The following is a 19885-nucleotide window of genomic DNA, read 5'->3' on the forward strand; positions in this document are numbered from 1 at the left end:
AATTTTTTGGGGGTAAAAATTTTCGGTTTCTGCTGTTTTTGACTCTTATCTGCTCTTTCTTGTTCCCGGATATACATAAAAATTGAGGATAAGAAATCTTATCCTCAAGTCTCCTGCTAAAAACAGGTGGTAAGTATTGGCCAAATGATTAATAAGCTAAAGTGTCTAAAGTCTCTCGTAAATACATTTGCACTTGTTGATCTAGGCGTAAACTTTGTAATTGAGCATTACATTCTAGTTGCCACCGTTTAAAACCGGAACTAGCAGATATAACATATTTTAGTTCCTGCCAGAGTAGTTTGTTAGTAGATAATTGGATATCTCTAGGCTCACTACTGCTATAGCCTTTGCTGTCCTGTTGATGCGCGTAATCGCTAGAAGTTGGAAATTGAGTCATAATTTCTCATTCCTTATTTTTCGCGGCCCAGAAAATTTCAGATTTGGGATTTCAGTCGTCTATTTATTGCCAAATAAAAGGGAAAGACGTAAATCTAGTCACCCAGACCTAAAATTATCAAATTTTGCTTATCTTTCCCAATATAATGGTTTTATGCCTGCAAATTCTGTCTCGTTAATTACTAAAAGCGGAATTTATTTTGACACTCTGTGGTCTGAAGACACACGGATTCTTTAAGATTTGCTTAAAAGGGATAGGTAAATACAAACATCCCAGCAGCACCTAGCAGCGTAAATTTACACACCATTTTTAAGCCTTGTAATCAATTAAATTTTCGTAGCTTTTAATGGTAATCAGATTTACGCCGTATTGTACTAGACACTCAAGACAATTAGCAGTACGAGAGGTATTGCAATTGTACTTACTTTTAACGTTAAAAATTTGCAAAAAACTTGTTTTTAATGAACAAGAGAATTTTGATCAACGTTATTAGTCGTGAATTACGGAGTGCTGAGTTTAACTTATATGAGTGTTGAACTCTAAATAGTCTTAATTCAACACTCATCAACTCAGCACTCAACGTTCTCATCACGGAACTATTTCGTCATGGTTAGGGTACGACGTTTAGTTACCATTTGATAGGCTTCAATGATGTCATTTTCCACCCAGTCATGGAACTTATCAATGCCGATACCACATTCATAACCTGCGTTGACCTCGCGGGCATCTTCTTTCATCCGTTTCAGCGAATCGAGAACACCTTCATAAACTACCTTATTATGGCGACGGACGCGCACTTTACAGTTGCGAACCAGTTTACCAGATTGAACATAACAACCGGCAACTGCGCCCCGGCCAACTGGGAAGACAGCACGGACTTCTGTTTGTCCCAAGGGTTCTTCTACCAATTCTGGTTCGAGGAGACCTTCTAAAGCACCTTGAATATCTTCCAAGAGTTTGTAGATGATGTTATATTCTCGAACATCTACACCAGCTTCATCCGCGGCTTGTCTCGCGCCACTGGCGTAAGTGGTATTAAAGCCAATGATAACAGCGTTACTAGCCGCAGCTAAGTCTATGTCTGTTTCGGTGATTTCTCCAGCGGTAGCCAGGAGCATCCGAATTTGGACTTCGTTTTGAGGAATTTGGCGTAGAGAGCCGATAATGGCTTCCACAGAACCTTGCACGTCGCCCTTGAGGATCAAGTTGAGTTCTTTCAACTCGCCTTCTTGTGCTTGTGCTGACAGGGTTGTGAGGGTAACACGGCCCTGTAATAACCTGGATTGACGTTGTTTGTCCGCGCGATCGCTTGCTATAGAACGAGCTTCTTTCTCGTTTTCATAGACCTCGAAATCATCACCAGCAGCAGGGACATCACTTAAACCCAATACTTCTACAGCAAAGGATGGACTAGCAACGTCTACACGCTTGCCTCGATCATTAACCATAGCGCGGACTTTACCAAAGGCCGAACCAGCTACAAGCATATCTCCAACGTGGAGAGTACCATTTTGAATCAGCAAGGTAGCAACAGCACCCTTAGCTTTATCCAAATGAGCCTCAATGACTGTTCCCTTAGCAGCCCGATCTGGATTAGCGGATAGTTCGGCAACTTCCGACACCAGCATAATCATTTCTAGGAGAGTATCGAGGTTTTCGCCTCTGATAGCACTGACGGGAACCATAATAGTTTCACCACCCCAGTCTTCAGCGGTGAGACCGTAATTAGTGAGTTCTTGTTTAACTCGCTCTGGTTGTGCGCCTTCTTTATCAATCTTGTTAATAGCGACAACAATGGGAACATCTGCGGCTTTAGCGTGGCTAATAGCTTCCATGGTTTGGGGACGAACACCGTCATCAGCAGCGACGACCAAAACGGCTATATCTGTCACCCTAGCACCTCTGGCACGCATAGCTGTGAAGGCTTCGTGTCCGGGAGTATCTAGGAAGACAATCTGCTGTGGTTTGCCTTCATGGACTATATCAACATGGTACGCGCCGATATGTTGGGTAATACCGCCCGCTTCTCCAGCCGCAACTTTAGTTTTGCGAATAGAGTCGAGGAGGGTGGTTTTACCGTGGTCTACGTGACCCATAATGGTAACCACTGGAGGACGACGAATCAGGTGATCCAAGTCTTCCACGTCAATCATTTCTGTGATCTTGCGAGCCTCGGCCTCACGTTCCACGATTTCGACTTCTACTTCTAGTTCTTTGGCTACCAGGGTAATAGTCGGAATATCCAGGTTTTGGGTGATACTGACGGCCATGCCTTTCATAAACAGAATTTTGACAATCTCTGTATCGGCAATTACCAAGGCATCCGCCAATTCTTGAACTGTTAATGGACCGGTAACAGCCAGTGTGGCTGGACGGTCTGGTTTTTGTTCTACGGTTTCTTGACGACGATGTTGCTCGCGCGAAGAACTAGATTTTTTACCTCTAGTGGTGGGAGCAGCTACAACCGCTACCGTTGGCGCACCGTGGCGAGTCCCTTTAGGTTTGGGAGGACGGGCAATGGAAAGACTGACTTGGACTGCTGCGGAAATTTCACCCAGACCTTCATCAAGTAAATCCTCTTCATCGAGTAAATCATCTTCTAAGACTGGTTTGACCCGTTTGCCCTTGGGTCCAATCTTAGCCTTTTCTTTGATTTCGTCAATGATTTCTTCTTCTTGCCATTTTTTCCCGCCTTTGTTGAGACGTGGGGGTGTGGGACGTTTTAAATCCAGGATATCGGGGACTATTAGTGTATTATCTAATACTTCCTTCTTCCCTCCTCCCACATTATGCCGGGGTGGAGTGGCAATGGGCATGGCGGCCACTGGTTCACCAGAGCGTGCTGGTCGAGGGCGTTGGATGTCACCACCCACAGATGGTCTACCACTTCGCTGTTCTGGTTTTGTCGGGGCTGAATTAGCACGACTGGGTTTTGACGGTGCTGGTGGTGGATTTTGGTCCGATGAAGGTTTATTTGCTTTACCTCGAATTGGATGCGGATTATCTTCAGCGCGTTGTTGTCTATCCCGTTTGAGGACTGGTTTTTCCGATACTCCTACGGATTGTGTTTCAGGTGGTTTTGTCCCATCTACTCTGGGAGGAGGAGAAACCAATTGGGGTTTGTAAGGTTTCTCTGGTTTCGGTCTGGGTGCAGGTATTTTTTCTGACTTTTCCGCACTCACCCTTTCCCCTGTTGGTTGAGAATTAGATCCCTGTTCCGGTGGGGTGATATTAGGCTTGTGCGGAGTTTCAGATTGATTTCTGGGTACTGGTCGAGTTGGTGCCGTCGGCTTCATGGGTGACACTGGTGTAGCGAAAGTCCGTGGAGGTGAAGGATGATTAGCGTCAGCAGCAGCAGTCGCTACTGAAGCATCAGGTGTGTTGTTGGTGGTGTTTCTCAATATTTTCGGTTTGCGAATTTCCAGAATTTGCTGTTTGTGATTGGCGCTCTTGTGGTTTGGGAATGAATTTGGTCTATGGCCATTTGTACCTTGTTCCTTTTTAGCAGCTTTTTTGGCGGCTAAATTCGCGGCAATGACCTTTTGGGCTGCGGTACGAATCTGTTCAGCTTCTGATTCGGAAATCGTGCTGCTGTGACTTTTGACCGCGATGTCGAGCTGGTCGCAAATTACTAATAGCTCTTTATTATCCAAATTCAATTCCTTTGATAAGTCATAGATTCTAACTTTGCCGTTGTTCATCCACTCTTTCCCCTTTAATTTACAGTTTTAGCGGATGGTTGCCTGGTTTATGACATCTCCACCCTGTGATCACTGTTTTTTCGGTTGCCCTTGGTGATATTGCCGGTGCCTCCAGTTAGGAAAGAGAGATGTTTCGGTTTCATGGTGGCATCTCCACCATTCAATTTTCCTTACGCGGTCGCGTGGGCTATGGTTAATGCCCAACTGCGCTTTGGCGCTACCAGGTTGCCATGTTTGATTTTTTTTGTTTTGCTTTCCTTGTGAGTTTTCCACAACACAATCCAGAAAAACTCTTTGGGAGTAATGCCCCGCGTCTCGCCAAAAAAGAGAGACCGAAAAAGCTGTTTACACCCATTTACCATTTTGGCACTAACTTGAGCGATACTAAAGGATATGATCAGGGCAAAAATAGTCGGTTTCTTGTCATAATCTCTCAAAGGATTATCGCAATTTGTGTTATTACCATTGAATATGATTTTGGGAATTGCCGTGATCTAGACGTTGCCACAATGTTTGATACACTGTATCTGGCACTGCCCCGCGCAGGGATCTCCCTAATCTATTTTTCTTTTGAGCTGCTTGGAGGCAACTGGCTTGAGGACAGATATAGGCAGAACGCCCCATGCCCTGATCTAATTGTACCTTTCCAGATGGAAAGACGCGGACAATGCGCCAAAACTCTTGCTTCAAGTTGACTTGGCGACAACTAATACAACGCCGATAGTTCGGTTTCATCGGTTGTTAGTGGTTAGTGGTCAGTGGTCAGTGGAAAGAATTATCTTCCCCAGATATTGTCTCCCCAGGAGAGTTAATCTTCATCTAATTCTAGTTCTTCTGCGATTTCATCTTCTCTATCTGTCCTCTCATCTTCATAATTTTGTGACTGATATTGCGCTCTTACTGCTGCAAATTTGGTATTTTCGCCTTCATAATCATACTTGGCTTGATCTTTAATATCAATTTTCCAACCGGTAAGACGGGCTGCTAACCGCACATTTTGTCCTTCTTTCCCAATTGCTAAACTCAGTTGATCTTCAGCGACTAAAACGTGGGTTTGGCGACTTTCTGGGTCCATGAGTCTAACTTCATCTACCTTTGCTGGACTCAATGCATTGGCAATATAGGTGGCTGGGTCTGGTGACCAGCGAATGACATCAATTTTTTCCCCTCGTAATTCGTTAACTACGACTTGGATTCTTGATCCCCTCGCCCCAATACAAGCACCAACAGGATCTACATCCCGATCTAGGGTATCAACGGCAATTTTTGTCCGCGGTCCAACATAGCGAGATGGCGGATTGGCCTCTCGCGCTACAGCCACAATTCTCACCACCTCATCTTCAATTTCCGGAACTTCATTGGCGAATAGATAAACAACTAAACCTGCATCAGCACGAGATAGAATCAATTGTGGTCCTCTCTGCTGTCCTTGGGAAACTTTTTTTAGATATACCTTAAAGGTAGCATTAGCTCGATAGTTGTCGTTGGGTAGCTGTTCTCGTTTTGGTAATTCTCCTTCTACTTCTGCTTGTCCAAATCCACTGCTAACTGCTAAAATAGCTGACTGGCGTTCAAAGCGTAATACCCTGGCTTGTAAAACTGTTCCCTCTAAGTCTTGAAACTCTTCTTGTACCATTTGGCGCTGTTGGTCTCGCAATTTTTGCGCCAATACTTGCTTAGTTTGCATGGCGGCCATGCGCCCAAATTCTCTCTGATCCGGGGTGACATCTAAAACTACGGAATCTCCCAATTGGGCTTCTGGAGCTACTTGCTGTACTTCGTCTAAGGAAATTTGGTGGTCGGTGTTATTAACTGCTTCAACAATGTTTTTGGTGGAAAGAACACGAAATCCTTCACCCTCTATATCTAATTCTACTTCAAAATTGTGAAAATACTCCTCATCAAATTGTTTACGTTCTAAATTTTGGGCGCGACGATAACGTTCGTAACCCTTAAGTAATGCTTCTCTAATGGCTGCTTGTACAGCTAAACGCGGTAAGTTGCGTTCTTGGCTAATACTTTCGATTAGTTCTTTTAATCCCGATAAGGTCACCATTGACATACGCAGTCTCCTAAAATTTTATGCAAGCAGTCAGCACAATCAGATAATGTGTGATAGGTAATTGTTTCTCCATGACCAATTACTCCGCACCAATTACCTTTTTCCCGTTCCCGAATCCAATGTCTAAAATCTAATATTGATTACCTACGCTCATCTATTTGTACTCTGCTGATGAGGTCACGGGGAATTTCCACTACACGACCTTTCTGGTTAAGGTAAACTGTAGTTTCGTCCCGGCGAATCAATAGACCTATCCACTCTTGCTTTTTTTCGTAGGGTGGGAAAGTGGAAATCACTACAGGAAATCCTTTGAAGGAAATAAATTCCCTGTCTGTTACTAGTTGTCTTGAAATACCAGGACTAGATACTTCCAATATATAAGCGTCTGGTATGATCTCTGCCGCATCTAATGACGCTTCTAAGGCACGGCTCATCCTTTCACAATCATCCAGGCCAATGTCTTGTAGAGGATTAAATATATCTACCCGTAGGATTGGCGGAGTTTGATTTGTATGAAAAACTACATTAACAATTTCCAACCCTAATTCTGTCGCTACTGGTGTCGCCAAATCAATAATTTGTGGTATTAAAGGATGAGTCATGAGAGAATTCAATAAAAAAAGTGGGCTTCAACCCACTTCCTGCGATAGGGATATCTTCCAAGAAGTCTTGTGACGCACTCCATGAGTTCGCCCCTAACATGAGTGTAGCCTATTTCTTTAATTAATAAAGATGGTCTCTCAAAAATTAGGGAACAGGGAACAGGAAATAGGGAATCAAGAGATTTTTGAATTAGTGGTTATTTATTTTTGTCATTTGTTTGTAATTTTTACTTTGAGTTAAACAAGTACATTGGGGGGAAAAGCATGAAAGCAATATTAATGACAGCAGCGGGTAAGCCGGATGTTTTACAGTTACGAGAATTACCTCAACCCGTACCAACAAACACAGAAATTCTAGTTCGCATCTTAGCGGCTGGTGTTAACCCGATTGATACTAAATTACGTCAACGAGGTACATTTGATCCTGAACAAATGCCAGCTATTTTAGGATGTGATGGCGCTGGTATAGTAGAATCTGTGGGCGCTGATGTGCAAAAGTTCCAGGTTGGTGATGAAGTATATTTTTGTTATGGTGGTTTGGGCGCACATCAGGGAAATTACGCTGAATACACTACTATTGATGAAAGATTTGTTGCTTTTAAGCCCAAGTCTGTTTCTTTTGCAGAAGCAGCAGCCGCACCCCTGGTTTTAATCACTGCTTGGGAAGCTTTATATGAACGGGGAAGACTTGAACCGGGAGAAAGTGTATTAATTCATGCTGGCGCTGGTGGTGTTGGTCATGTAGCCATTCAATTGGCTAAACTCAAAGGTGCAAGGGTAGCAACTACGGTTAGTTCTTTGGAAAAGGCTAATTTCGTTACTCAAATTGGCGCTGATAAAGTGATTTTCTATCGAGAAACTGATTTTGTCAATTCTGTATTAGACTGGACTGATGGTGTAGGTGTGGATTTAGTGTTTGATACTGTTGGTGGTGATATTTTTGAAAGGTCTTTTCCCGCAGTACGCATTTATGGTGATATTGTCACTATTCTCGAACCTAAAGCTAATACTGTTTGGAAGGTTGCTAGAAATAGAAATCTACGAATTGGTTTGGAATTAATGTTGACACCAATGTTATCAGGAATTGTGGAAGCATTAGAACATCATGGAGATATTTTACAACAATGTGCGAATTGGATAGATGAAGGTAAGTTAAGGATTAAAGTTAGTCAGACTTTTCCTTTAGCTGAAGCAGCACAAGCACATACTTTAATTGAAAATGGTTCGGTTTTAGGTAAGATCGTTTTATTTAATTGATAATTAAGGAGGAAATTTGTTGAGATAATTGTGTTTATAATATTCCCGTTCTTGTCGAGGTAAAATAATAGGAATTTAACCACAGATAAACACAGATAAATCTCTAATTTTGTGGAGGATAAAATGGTATATATGATGAGAAAGTTAGGGATTAACTGAATTTTGGATTTTGGAAAAAAGCATCATATCTTAACTTCCATAAATTGTTTTTAACCATGATGGGAAATAGTTGTAATATTTCCTGTAAAATTACTTTTTAGACCAATTAATCACAGGTTTGATAATATGACAGTAGCGAGAATTGGAATTATTGGTGGTAGCGGTTTGTACAAAATGGACGCTCTTAAAGATGTGGAGGAGGTAGAAATTTCTACACCTTTTGGTTCTCCCTCTGACGCGATTATTCTCGGAACTTTAGAGGAGACAAGAGTAGCTTTTCTAGCGCGTCATGGTCGTGATCATACTCTATTACCTTCTGAGTTGCCATTTCGGGCTAATATTTACGCTATGAAGCAATTAGGGGTAGAATATTTAATATCTGCCAGTGCTGTGGGTTCTTTAAAGGCTGAAGCTAAACCCCTAGATATGGTAATTCCTGATCAGTTTATTGATAGAACCAGAAATCGAATTTCTACATTCTTTGGTGAAGGTATTGTCGCTCATATCGCTTTTGGTGACCCGATTTGTAAAAAGTTATCTGGTATTTTAGCGGATGCGATCGCAGCTTTAAATTTACCAGATGTTACCTTGCATCATGGCGGTACTTACGTATGTATGGAGGGACCGGCTTTTTCCACTCAAGCGGAATCTCATTTTTATCGAAGTTGGAATGCTACAGTGATTGGTATGACAAATTTACCAGAAGCAAAGTTAGCTAGGGAAGCGGAAATTGCTTATGCAACATTAGCACTGGTGACAGATTATGATTGTTGGCATACTGATCATGATAGTGTGACGGTGGAAATGGTGATTAGTAATTTACATAAAAACGCGATAAATGCTCAAAGGGTAATTCAAGAAACTGTAAAGAGATTAAGCGAAATTTATCCCATTAGTGATGCTCATTCGGCTTTAAAGTATGCTATTTTAACGAATCTGGACAAAGCACCTACAGCAACTAAGGAAAAATTGCGATTATTGTTAGAGAAGTATTTATAAGGGAAATTATACCTAAGAGGATGTTTGGTTTGCAAGTCTTATAAGACACAAATAAACCTCAAAGACCTTTCCTAAGACGAGAGAGAAAATGAAAAAATCAGGACTTACGCAAAATATCTCTCAAATCCTCATTTCTCCGTGACCTCTGTGCCTGGAGTGGTTCGTTATTCCATGAATCTTGCGTAAGTCCTAAAAATGAGTGTTTTAAGAAGGTGGGTTTCAAAACCTTTATCCTTTTCTACTTTGCAAGCATCCTCTTAGAATGTTCAAAGCAATAAATGGATTATAGGTAAATTACGGTGTAGTAATTACACCAAATCCATATTGTTTAATTCTCCTGGGATTGTTTCGTGGGAATAATCTCAGTTATAAATCATCAGTTTCAATACCTAATTCCTGCAAACGTTGAGTTAAAATTGCTACTTTTAGCTCTGCCTCATCAGCCCTTCGCTTTTCAGCTTCAGCCTTTTGTTGTTCAGCTTCAGCTTTTTGACGTTCAATTTCAGCTTTTTGACGTTCAATTTCAGCTTTTTGTTGTTCAATTTCAGCTTTTTGTTGTTCAGCTTCAGCTTTTTGACGTTCAGATTCAGCTTTTTGACGTTCAGATTCAGCTTTTTGACGTTCAGATTCAGCCCTTCGCTTTTCAGATTCAGCTTTTTGACGTTCAATTTCAGCCCTTCGCTTTTCAGATTCAGCTTTTTGACGTTCAATTTCAGCTTTTTGACGTTCAATTTCAGCTTTTCTAATTTCTTCTAAATTTGCTTCTTCTGGCGTAAGTATTAATCTACCCTCAACGGTAAAATACCTTAACCTATTTTCCAGCACTCCTAAGTATAATCCTAATTCCTGACTCCAATACCAACCATTTTCTGAAGGACTAATACTTTCGTATTTATTTCCTACTAATCTCCAACCTACCAATTCTAAGGTATTCGGGGAAAACCAAAAATACTCAGGAGTCCTAAATCGAGTTTGATACAATTCTTTTTTCAATCCTCTGTCTACTTTGGCTGTAGAATCAGAAAGTAATTCAATAATCAAATTCGGATATTTACCGTCCTCTTCCCATATTACCCAGGAAGCGCGGGGGCGCTTTTCCGTGTTTTTGACTAGGAAAAAGTCTGGTCCTCTAAAGTCTCGATTTTTTAACTGTTGTCGACTATAGTAGATGCTGAGATTTGCACCAATGAAAAAATCTTCTTGATCGCGCCATAACCATTCTAAGCAAGTTACTAATATTAATAGTTGTGTGTAATGTAAGGAGCTTTCCATTTCTGGTTCGTCGCTGAGTAGTTCCGTGCAATCTGGCATTAATGCTTCTATTTCTTGTGCGGTTAAAGCCATAGGTTTGATTTTGATAAGTTACTAAGTAGGTTGGTGTGAAAAATTGTCGTTATGACAAGGGAACAGGGAACAGGGAACAGGGAAGAGGTTTTGGGCAACTTTACTTTTAGTTACTTATGTCGGTTTTTTTACGTTCACTTACTTATATTTAGTATTAATTATAAATTATCACGAAAAAATTTTTATGGCACTGATCACCCAAAGTACCAGCAGATGTTACTTAAACAACTTGAAAACTAAAGTTTAAACTTGCCCAATTATTGACATCTAAAATATAGGCATCAGTGGTAGTAGGATTAATATCATCTTTAACTTTACTGCTGTGATGTAAGTCTTGCAATAGAGCTTGAGCAACTTTTAAAGGATTAACTAAAGGACTAATGGCTTGTTGATCTGTGGTAGGATATTTGGCAGTGGCTAAGGCTGTGAGAGTTTCCTTAAAGGGGTTTGTGCTGAGAATAATTTGGTGTTGACAAAAGGTAGAAAGTGTGGGAACTAACCAACCAGGTACAGGTTGATTATCTGGAATTTTGACGGTTTTTCCGGGAGGAATGAGGATTTCTGTTAATTGGGGTTTGTGAGGAGAAATGTTGTTTGGTGGAAAAACTTGCCAAGGATAAAAGGCAAAGGCACTTTGGTTATTATTTAAAGCTACTAGAATCAAGTATACAGGGCGATCGCTCAAATTTTCAATTCTATACTGCACCAGACTACCTACAGAAATTGTGGGAATAGCGGTGGGGGAATAACTGGGTCTGGGATAGGTTTTATCACTATTAGCAGTTTCTACGGTTTCCCTAACCATGAGAATACGAGGTAGAATGTTATTAACAACCTCTAAAGTTGCCCTAACTGGTAAACGGGAAGTACCCTCATTTTCCGTAAGTTGCCATAATTTTGATGCTAACAGGGTAGAAAATTTTGGTGTTAATCGTTGCACTGCTACTTTTACAGCTTCATCAATTTCCCCTACAGTATTGGTAATTAGTTCACCACCCAGGGAAAAAACACCATAACGGCTGGGTATTTGGGAAACTTTACCAAAGACATAATCAGCGGTTTCTGTGCTGGTGACAATATTAACTACATTGTTAATTCCTGAAAAAGCGCTGGTAGCATCTACCCGTTCAATTCTTTCTAAACCCTGATCTAAGGCCATATTAAGATGGGTATTTCTGGGTAATGCGCGAACAGATTCTTGTACTATTTGTCCAAGTGGTAATTTGATAATTTCTTTATCTACTTGGGCTTTGGCTATTAAACCAGTTCGGGATTTAATAATTAACTCTTCTCCAGTCTCGACCATTAAACGAGAATTTACGCCATAATTTGCTAAAACCAGGGGAGGTAATCCTCCTAACCATAATTTGATTGTTTTACCATCATCTTCTATGGATTTGATTATGCCCACACCCCTAGAGTTATTAATAGGGAAATAATCAGTAATGAGAGCATTTTCGGGATTTTTCCGCGCACTTAATAGGCTTGGTTGTTGTTTTCCTGCCAGTTTATATATAGAACTACCCACATGAGAAAGGAGAACTTGTATTGTTTTTTGGGGAGTAGTTTCCCACAAATATTGAGTTAAGGCATAAGTAAATAATCCCGCACTCCAACCAGGGAAAAGTAATTCTCCCGCTTGTTGATCTGGTTCTGAAGTAGCTTGAAAAATCAGGGCATTATTAATAGGTGATTTTTGATTTTTGAATTGTGATAAAAACTCTAATTCTTCTGTTTTCAAAGTTAGAGATGATAATTCTGGACGAGTACGAATTTGCAACCCTGTGGATTTTAATTCAGTAGGATGATAGTAACTCGTATCCAATACTGCTATAACTTGATTTGTGGGTAGAGATTGCAATAATAGTAAGAGAGTTTCTTCTAATAAATAGTTGACAGATTTTTCATCTCCTAAATTATTTTCATCAACAGGAAGTATAGCATTTTGTAATATACCTGTTCTATAGATTCCCGATTTCTTAAAAAAGTCAGGGATTTGATCATTTGTCTTCACGCGAGTACCATAACCTGAGAAATGGAAAATCACCACATCTTCAGGTTTGACTTGCTGACTCAAATGATCTACAAAAGCCGCTGTAATTAGGTCTTTAGTTGCTTGTTTGTCCGTTAAAGTCAGAATATCTGCTGCTGGAAAACCAAAGCGATTAATTAACAATTCCCTTTGTAATTCCACATCAGTAACACAACCAGCCAAGACAGGACTCTGTGAATATTGATTAATACCTATCAATAATGCTAACTTGCGAGATTTAGATTGTGCTAAAGCCTGGTAATAAGGATTGCCCAAACTTAACCACTCTTCTTGTGCTAGTCCTAACGCTGCTAAGACGCAGCTAATTTCTTGTAAAAACTTACGCCGTTTCATAATTAACCATCAGACCCCAGCCCGTCAGTAATAGCTTAAAGGCTGAAGTCCATAGAGTAAAGTTTCTAGTCTTAATCTAAACTAATACGGGCGAATTTTGCATAGCCCGTGTTAATTCAGCAGCTACTTCTGGACGAGAAAATTCTGGTGGTGGTAATTCACCCCGACGTAACATTTCCCGCACCTTTGTTCCAGACAGATGAACCCGTTCTTCTGGTCTGCTGGGGCTGGTTTTAGTTGTAGCCATTTGTTTGGTGCGTGTGCAGTAAAAAGCGTGTTCAAACTTCATAGGAACAATTCCCAACTCTTCTGGCGCAAATTCATCGAATATGTACTGAGCGTCATAAGTGCCGTAATAATCACCTACACCAGCATGATCCCGTCCGACAATAAAATGTGTACACCCGTAATTCTTGCGAACTAAGGCATGAAAAATCGCTTCCCTTGGACCTGCATAACGCATTGCTGCGGGATTAATTGCTAAAATTACTCTATCTAGGGGATAATAGTGTTCTAGCAGAATCTCATAACAACGCATCCGCACATCAGCAGCAATATCATCTTCCTTAGTTGCTCCTACCAGTGGGTGTAAGAATAGACCATCAACAGTCTCTAAAGCGCACTTTTGAATATACTCATGGGCCCGGTGGATGGGATTACGAGTTTGGAAACCGACAATTGTTTTCCAGCCCTTGTTTCTAAACATTTCCCGTGCAGCAGCGGGATCAATTTGGTAGCTAGGAAAATGGGGATGAGAGTCCCGTTGTAATAACCAGATATCACCAGCCAAGTTAATAGAACCCTGATTGTATACTACCTGCACGCCGGGATGTTTAGGGTCGTCAGTGCGGTAAACATTAATAGCTTCCCGTTGTTTGTCGTAGGCATATTTTTCGGTTAATTCCAATACCCCAATAAACTGCCCGCTGGGGTTATCCAGACGCACTAAATTACCTATTTCTAAAGGGGCTGCCACTGCTGGGGTTACAGACAGTGTAATAGGAATTGACCAGACAATATTGTTAGCTAACCGCATTTCTGTAACTACTCGGTTGTAGTCTGCTTGGTTCATAAAACCAGTCAACGGACTAAAACCACCAATAGCAATCATTTCTAAATCAGAAACTGCTCGTTCATCAAGTTCCACACGGGGTAAAAAGTCAGCTTTGGTTAGAAATAGTTCTCTTTGTGCTGCGGAAGCAACTCGGTTAATTAACTCTCCACCGTGGGGGGCATTTGCTTCTGGATGATAACTCAAGGTAATGTTTCCCTAATTGTTGCGAATTATGTATTAATTTATCAAATTTTTGTAGACATTGTTAAATTTTTGTGAAATTTTTGTGAAATCCTAATTTTTGGTTGCCAGTTGTTGGCTGGAGTCTTCTGCTTCTACTGCTAAAAAAGATTTTAGCAGTTTTTTAGCATCAAACAAAAAAAGTGGGAGATGATAGCGCGATCGCGCTATCATCTCCCACCTCAGAGATCACTGATTAAGTGAACTAATTACTCATTAAACAAGAGAGAAATTACTAGCAGTCAGAGTGGGAGCAGTAGCAAGAATAGCAAACTCACTACCAGTACCAAAGCCCGCAGCCGCGCCATTTTGGTTGTAGTAAAGACTACCACTGCTTTGGCTATAGACAATTAGCCCGTTACTAGTACCTACCAAATCATCATCTTCAACCACAGCAAACTCGTTTGCTACACTGAATCCTTGACCGATAACACTGGTAACAGAAGCGAATACAGACTTACTCAACAATATTTGGTCACTACCGATACCAAAGTCTTGGATAGTATCTAGACCTTGACTAGCGGAAGTGAACGCCGCATTCCCTGTAAAGCTGAAGACATCATTACCAGCACCACCAGTCAGAATGTCATTACCAGCACTACCAACTAGAGTATCATTACCAGCACTACCAACTAGAGTATCATTACCAGCGCCACCAACCAAGCGGTTATCTAGGCCATTACCGATAATTCTATCTGCTCCAGCACCAGCAATCACATTTTCAATGGTATTAGCGGCAGTTAATTTCAGTTTTGAACCATTAGCAACCAGGGTTTGAGTAGTGATGATGCCTAGATTTAGGCGGATTGCTGCGGTTGTACCAGTGAAGTCAATAGTATCTTGACCACCACCTACTGCTTCTGTAATGGTGTCAGTACCGATGCTAGTGGTAATGGAGAACAAATAAGTATCATTTCCTGTACCACCAACCAAACTATCATTACCAGCACTACCAATCAGGGTATCATTTCCTGTACCACCCAGCAAGGTGTCGTTACCGGCACCACCATTAAGGGTGTTATTTCCACTGTTACCTGTGATGGTGTTATTCAGGCTGTTTCCAGTGCCGTTAATGGCTGTATTTCCAACAGCCAGGGTGAGGTTTTCTACATTGTCGCCCAGAGTATAGGTGACAGATGATTGAATCAGGTCTATACCTCCATTCAATGCTTCTGTGACTACATCAAGTATGTTGTCAACAATATAAGTGTCGTTACCTGCACCACCAATCAGGGTGTCAATACCTAAACCACCATTGAGGGTGTTATTTCCACTGTTACCTGTGATGGTGTTATTCAGGCTGTTTCCAGTGCCGTTAATGGCTGTATTTCCAGCCAGGGTGAGGTTTTCTACATTGTCGCCCAGAGTATAGGTGATAGATGATTGAATCAGGTCTATACCTCCATTCAATGCTTCTGTGACTACATCAAGTATGTTGTCAACAATGTAAGTGTCGTTGCCTACACCACCAATCAGAGTGTCCTTACCAGTACCACCATCAAGGGTGTTATTCCCACTGTTACCTGTGAGGGTGTTATTCAGGCTGTTTCCAGTACCAATCAAGGCTGTGTCTGTGAGGGTGAGGTTTTCGATAGTGGCATAACCAACCAAACTCAGGTCAACACCGGACCGAATGATATCTATGCCTGCACTGTCTGTAATAGTGTCAGTGGTCGAATCCACAATATAAGTGTCGTTACCTGCACCACCAATCAGGGTATCAGTACCTAAACCACCATTGAGGGTGTTATTTCCACTGTTACCTGTGATGGTGTTATTCAGGCTGTTTCCAGTGCCGTTAATGGCTGTATTTCCAGTCAGGGTCAGGTTTTCTACATTTTCGCTCAGAGTGTAAGTAACAGATGATTGAATCAGGTCTATACCTCCATTCAATGCTTCTGTGACTACATCAAGTATGTTGTCAACAATATAAGTGTCGTTACCTGCACCACCAATGAGAGTGTCGTTACCAGCGCCACCAATGAGAGTGTCGTTACCAGCGCCACCATCAAGGGTGTTATTCCCACTGTTACCTGTGATGGTGTTATCTAGTCCGTTTCCAGTGCCGTTAATGGCTGTATTTCCAGTCAGGGTCAGGTTTTCTACATTGTCGCTCAGAGTGTAAGTAACAGATGATTGTACTAAATCTCTACCTTCACCATTTGCTTCCGTAATCACATCACCTGCGTTGTCAACAATATAAGTGTCGTTACCTGCACCACCAATCAGGGTATCCGCACCGATGCCACCATTGAGGATGTTATTACCAATGTTGCCAGTTAAGGTGTTATTGAAGGTATTACCAGTTCCATTCAGGTCGGTAGTTCCTGTAAGAACTAGGTTTTCTACATTGGTTGCCAGCGTGTAAGTTACAGATGATCGAACAGTATCTATTCCCGCATTAGCAGCTTCAGTAATGGTATTAGTTGAGGCACTAATGATATAAGTATCATCACCAGCACCACCTCGTAGAGTATTTGTTCCTGCACCACCATCAAGGGTATCGTTACCAGCACCAGCAGTGATAGTGTCATTGCCTGTGCTACCAGTAGCGTTGAGAGTTCCCAAGAAGTTAGCAAAATCGAAGCGCTCAAAGTTTTGAACTACCAGTCCTGAAATACCGCTTAATTGATTGCTAGTATTGGCAATATTGGCAACATTCAATGTTAAAGTGGTTGATGCTGTTCCTCCAGATATTACTAAGGTATCTGTGCCTATGCCACCATCGAAAAGGTCATTTTGTCCGGCGTTAGCAACAGTTGAGGTGATAGTATCATTACCTCCATTACCCAAAATTCGATCTGGGTTAGTAGTGGCTGTGAGATTATTGTTACCACTTGTACCATTGATTAGATTGTAGACACCAAACATGGTTTGGTACATGAGGTCATAGATTACGGTATTGTCCAAGGTACTAGGCAACTTTTCGGCATTCATCCCATAGGCTTTGGCAACAATGCTACCAGGGAAATCAGGAGTACCGACCCAAGCCACACCGAAGTTACCCATCGCTCCATCTATGCTGCTTTTTGCTGCAAAGGGTTTCCAAGGTGCTTCTGCTGTACCTGTGCTGCCGTTAACACCATCCAAAACTGCCTGATTTGTATTAGTTGTAGTGGGGTTAACACGAATAAATGGCGCACTAGGCTCAGTATTTGCCAGTGTGGGGTTGTTGGGGGTAAAGTTGCCAGCAGGACGGGTGTAAGGCTCGAATTGGAATACTTGCAATCCGCCAGCATCGCTATCTGCGGCTGTAATCACCAAAGTATTAGGATCTTGGGTGTTGATGTAGTTCATGGCTACACCGATCGCTGCATCAGCGCGGCGAACAGCTTCAATAGTGCCGACTGCATTATTGTTATTCGCAAAGTTGTCGCTACCTTCCTCTTCCACTACTACAAAGAAACCATCAGGGTCTTTGCTGAGAATTTTTAAAGACGCATCTAGCATCTCTGCCACTGTGGGCGCAGTAGCTAAATATAGGGGCTGAGGATTGGCACTGTTGAGTCCTAGTGCTTCTTCAGTGCGATCGTTAAAGGTGTGGTTAGCAGCAAAGACTCCCAGTAACTTCGTGGAAGCAGTAGCGCTCGCCACAGCAGTATTCATTTGCTCTTCCGTGTAAACCACGCTATAACCCAAAGATATTGCTAAATCAATCAGGTTAATGGTAGGGCGATCTTCGGCATCAGCGAAAGCAGCATCAATTTCGGCAGTAACGTGGAAGCCAGTAGTACCCTTAGGTAGTAGATAAACTTCACCCCCCGCCATGATGATTTGAGTGCCAGAGCGAATTACCTGTTCGGCAATTTCGGCTGTTTTATCACGGGCGCGGATGTTATTGCCAACGCGGTTAGTGGTGGCAGCAGCAAAAGCGGCTGTTCCCGGTTCACCAATATGACCTGATTGAATAAGGGCGGTTGCTTTACCAGCGGCGATCGCCTCTTCTAAAATTGTGTAGCCAACTTTACCAGAAGCAGGAGTAATAATAGATTGGTCTTCATTCAAGCCAAAGGACTCATTGAATACCTTCACACCATTAGCATGAGTGACAGCCCCGGCATTGGAAGTACCAGTTAACTGGTTTTCCATGTGTCCTAAATAGACACCTGCATTTGACATCTTGTCCCAGTTGAGCCTACCATCAGGACCTAAATCAACATTGCGGGTTGCCATGTAATGAGAAGGACTTGTACCATCTGGATGGATAAAAATCACATTCCCAGTTGACTTGGTAGCTGGGGGGGCGGGTGTGGGGTCAGGATTCCGAGATACCAATTCAACATTGAATAGAGTCTCGTACATCAACTCATAAATCTTGGTATTGTCTAGAGTTGCAGGTAATTTATCTGCATTGAGACCATGAGCTTTAGAAACAATTGAACCACTAAAATCCGGTGTACCCGCCCAGGCAACACCAAACCCAAACACATCACCATCAGCATCTGGAGCAGCGACAAAAGGTAAAGTGTTAGCACCAGTTTGACCGTCTAGAGGTACGTTGCGAGCAGTCGTAGTGGGATTAGTGGGATTATTATTAATATTACCTAGATTTGTTCCAGGAGTGCGAGGATCAACTACTTGTAAACCACCAGCATCGCTATCAGCAGCAGTCACCATCAAGGTATTAGGATGCCTTTCGATGAAGTTCATTGCCACCCCAATGGCTGCGTCTGTCCGCCGTAAACCCTCTAAGCTACCAGGGGCATTGTTGTTATTACCAAAGTTGTCTACACCTTCTTCTTCCACAATGGTAATAGAACCTTTGTTAAAGTTGGGGTGCTTTTCCATCAATTTCTGGGTGACATCCAACATTTCGGCAATAGTTGGTGCTGTTTCCCTATAGAAAGGCAAACCCTGTGCGGCTAAAACTTCTTCAGGGCGATCGTTAAAAGTGTGAACAGGTGCAAATACACCCAATACTTTAGTTGGTGGGGTGGGGAGAGTTAGCAGAGCATTGAGTTGTTGTTCTGTATAAACAACTGTATAACCCAAGTTCTGAGCTAGTGTAATCAGATTTTCCGTAGGACGTTGTAGAGAACTGATACTAATTGCATCCAGTTGTGCGGCTGTACCGTGAAAACCATTTGTACCGACAGGTAACAGATTAAGTTCACCACCACCCATGATAAAGTCAACACCTGAGTTAATTACCTGTCTGGCAATTTCCGCAGATTGGGCGCGAGGTACGGTGATACTTCCATTGGCGTTAGTAATTTGCTGTGTCTTAGCAACAAAGGCGGCTGTACCAGGTTCATAGATCGCTCCAGATTGAACTAGGGCGGTAACTTTACCTGCATCTCTAGCTTCTTCAACAATGGTTTTGGTAGTTCCAGAAAGGGATGTGACAGGTAAATTCCCTAGTTCATAACCAAAAGACTCAGCATAAACCTTAGCACCTGTAGCGTGGGTAACAGCACCAGCGTTAGATGTGCCGCCCAACTGGTTTTCCATGTGACCCAGATACACACCAGCATTGGACATCTTGTCCCAATTCAAACGTCCATCGGGACCCTTATCTACAAATCTTGCAAAAGCATAATGAGATGGACTTGCTCCATCTGGGTGCATGAAAATGACATGATTACCTGTTGTCATAAAACCTCTCAATTGGTTAGTTCAGTTTTTGCAAGTAATACTTAGATAATCATACTTATGTTAAGAACAGTTACCACAACAGGTTAAGA

General features: G+C 42.0%; 11 protein-coding genes. 2 read left to right on the forward strand and 9 right to left on the reverse strand.

From position 1 onward, the window contains the following. Positions 1-148 precede the first annotated feature (148 nt). The 5 genes from H6G25_RS01880 to rimP form a co-directional block, all read right to left on the reverse strand. On the reverse strand, positions 149-397 hold the full coding sequence (locus H6G25_RS01880) for a hypothetical protein (RefSeq protein ID WP_190391094.1): 249 nt from the start codon (positions 395-397) through the stop codon (positions 149-151). A gap of 596 nt (positions 398-993) precedes the next feature. Beyond that, entirely contained in the window at positions 994-4098 is a 3105-nt protein-coding gene (infB, locus tag H6G25_RS01885; RefSeq protein ID WP_190391041.1) for a translation initiation factor IF-2, read from the reverse strand. A gap of 459 nt (positions 4099-4557) precedes the next feature. Continuing rightward, entirely contained in the window at positions 4558-4833 is a 276-nt protein-coding gene (locus H6G25_RS01890; protein ID WP_190391042.1) for a YlxR family protein, read from the reverse strand. Between the two features lie 73 nt (positions 4834-4906). Continuing rightward, positions 4907-6160, reverse strand: a complete 1254-nt coding sequence (nusA, locus tag H6G25_RS01895) for a transcription termination factor NusA (protein WP_190391043.1) — start codon at positions 6158-6160, stop codon at positions 4907-4909. Positions 6161-6300: 140 nt separating this feature from the next. Then, entirely contained in the window at positions 6301-6762 is a 462-nt protein-coding gene (rimP, locus tag H6G25_RS01900; protein WP_190391044.1) for a ribosome maturation factor RimP, read from the reverse strand. A 264-nt stretch (positions 6763-7026) separates the two neighbouring features. On the opposite strand from rimP, the gene H6G25_RS01905 reads away from it, so the two are divergent. Continuing rightward, positions 7027-8019, forward strand: coding sequence for a zinc-dependent alcohol dehydrogenase family protein (locus tag H6G25_RS01905; protein WP_190391045.1), 993 nt, complete (start codon positions 7027-7029; stop codon positions 8017-8019). Positions 8020-8304: 285 nt separating this feature from the next. Continuing rightward, positions 8305-9177 (forward strand): S-methyl-5'-thioadenosine phosphorylase, encoded by an 873-nt coding sequence (locus tag H6G25_RS01910; protein ID WP_190391046.1) that lies wholly within the window; start codon positions 8305-8307, stop codon positions 9175-9177. 366 nt (positions 9178-9543) lie between these two features. Here H6G25_RS01910 and H6G25_RS01915 read toward each other — a convergent pair whose 3' ends face one another. The 4 genes from H6G25_RS01915 to H6G25_RS01930 form a co-directional block, all read right to left on the reverse strand. After that, positions 9544-10521: a Uma2 family endonuclease gene (locus H6G25_RS01915; protein WP_190391047.1), complete on the reverse strand. Its 978-nt coding sequence runs from the start codon at positions 10519-10521 to the stop codon at positions 9544-9546. Positions 10522-10741: 220 nt separating this feature from the next. Then, the gene (locus H6G25_RS01920) at positions 10742-12907 is read right to left on the reverse strand and encodes a caspase family protein (protein ID WP_190391048.1); all 2166 of its coding nucleotides are present in this window, start codon (positions 12905-12907) and stop codon (positions 10742-10744) included. A gap of 76 nt (positions 12908-12983) precedes the next feature. Next, entirely contained in the window at positions 12984-14165 is a 1182-nt protein-coding gene (gene sat, locus H6G25_RS01925; protein WP_190391049.1) for a sulfate adenylyltransferase, read from the reverse strand. A gap of 252 nt (positions 14166-14417) precedes the next feature. Beyond that, complete coding sequence (locus tag H6G25_RS01930; protein WP_190391050.1) at positions 14418-19796, reverse strand: alkaline phosphatase; 5379 nt, start codon at positions 19794-19796, stop codon at positions 14418-14420. Positions 19797-19885 lie beyond the last annotated feature (89 nt).

The organism is Dolichospermum sp. FACHB-1091, assembly GCF_014697585.1.
In the GTDB taxonomy this organism is placed as follows: domain Bacteria; phylum Cyanobacteriota; class Cyanobacteriia; order Cyanobacteriales; family Nostocaceae; genus Dolichospermum.

What these genes read in the sequence shown, in the direction of transcription:
- nusA (WP_190391043.1), bottom strand. Translation starts at nt 6,160, where the DNA reads ATGTCAATGGTGACCTTATCGGGATTAAAAGAACTAATCGAAAGTATT.
- H6G25_RS01880 (WP_190391094.1), bottom strand. Translation starts at nt 397, where the DNA reads ATGACTCAATTTCCAACTTCTAGCGATTACGCGCATCAACAGGACAGC.
- rimP (WP_190391044.1), bottom strand. Translation starts at nt 6,762, where the DNA reads ATGACTCATCCTTTAATACCACAAATTATTGATTTGGCGACACCAGTA.
- H6G25_RS01915 (WP_190391047.1), bottom strand. Translation starts at nt 10,521, where the DNA reads ATGGCTTTAACCGCACAAGAAATAGAAGCATTAATGCCAGATTGCACG.
- H6G25_RS01905 (WP_190391045.1), top strand. Translation starts at nt 7,027, where the DNA reads ATGAAAGCAATATTAATGACAGCAGCGGGTAAGCCGGATGTTTTACAG.
- H6G25_RS01930 (WP_190391050.1), bottom strand. Translation starts at nt 19,796, where the DNA reads ATGACAACAGGTAATCATGTCATTTTCATGCACCCAGATGGAGCAAGT.
- infB (WP_190391041.1), bottom strand. Translation starts at nt 4,098, where the DNA reads ATGAACAACGGCAAAGTTAGAATCTATGACTTATCAAAGGAATTGAAT.
- H6G25_RS01920 (WP_190391048.1), bottom strand. Translation starts at nt 12,907, where the DNA reads ATGAAACGGCGTAAGTTTTTACAAGAAATTAGCTGCGTCTTAGCAGCG.
- H6G25_RS01910 (WP_190391046.1), top strand. Translation starts at nt 8,305, where the DNA reads ATGACAGTAGCGAGAATTGGAATTATTGGTGGTAGCGGTTTGTACAAA.
- H6G25_RS01890 (WP_190391042.1), bottom strand. Translation starts at nt 4,833, where the DNA reads ATGAAACCGAACTATCGGCGTTGTATTAGTTGTCGCCAAGTCAACTTG.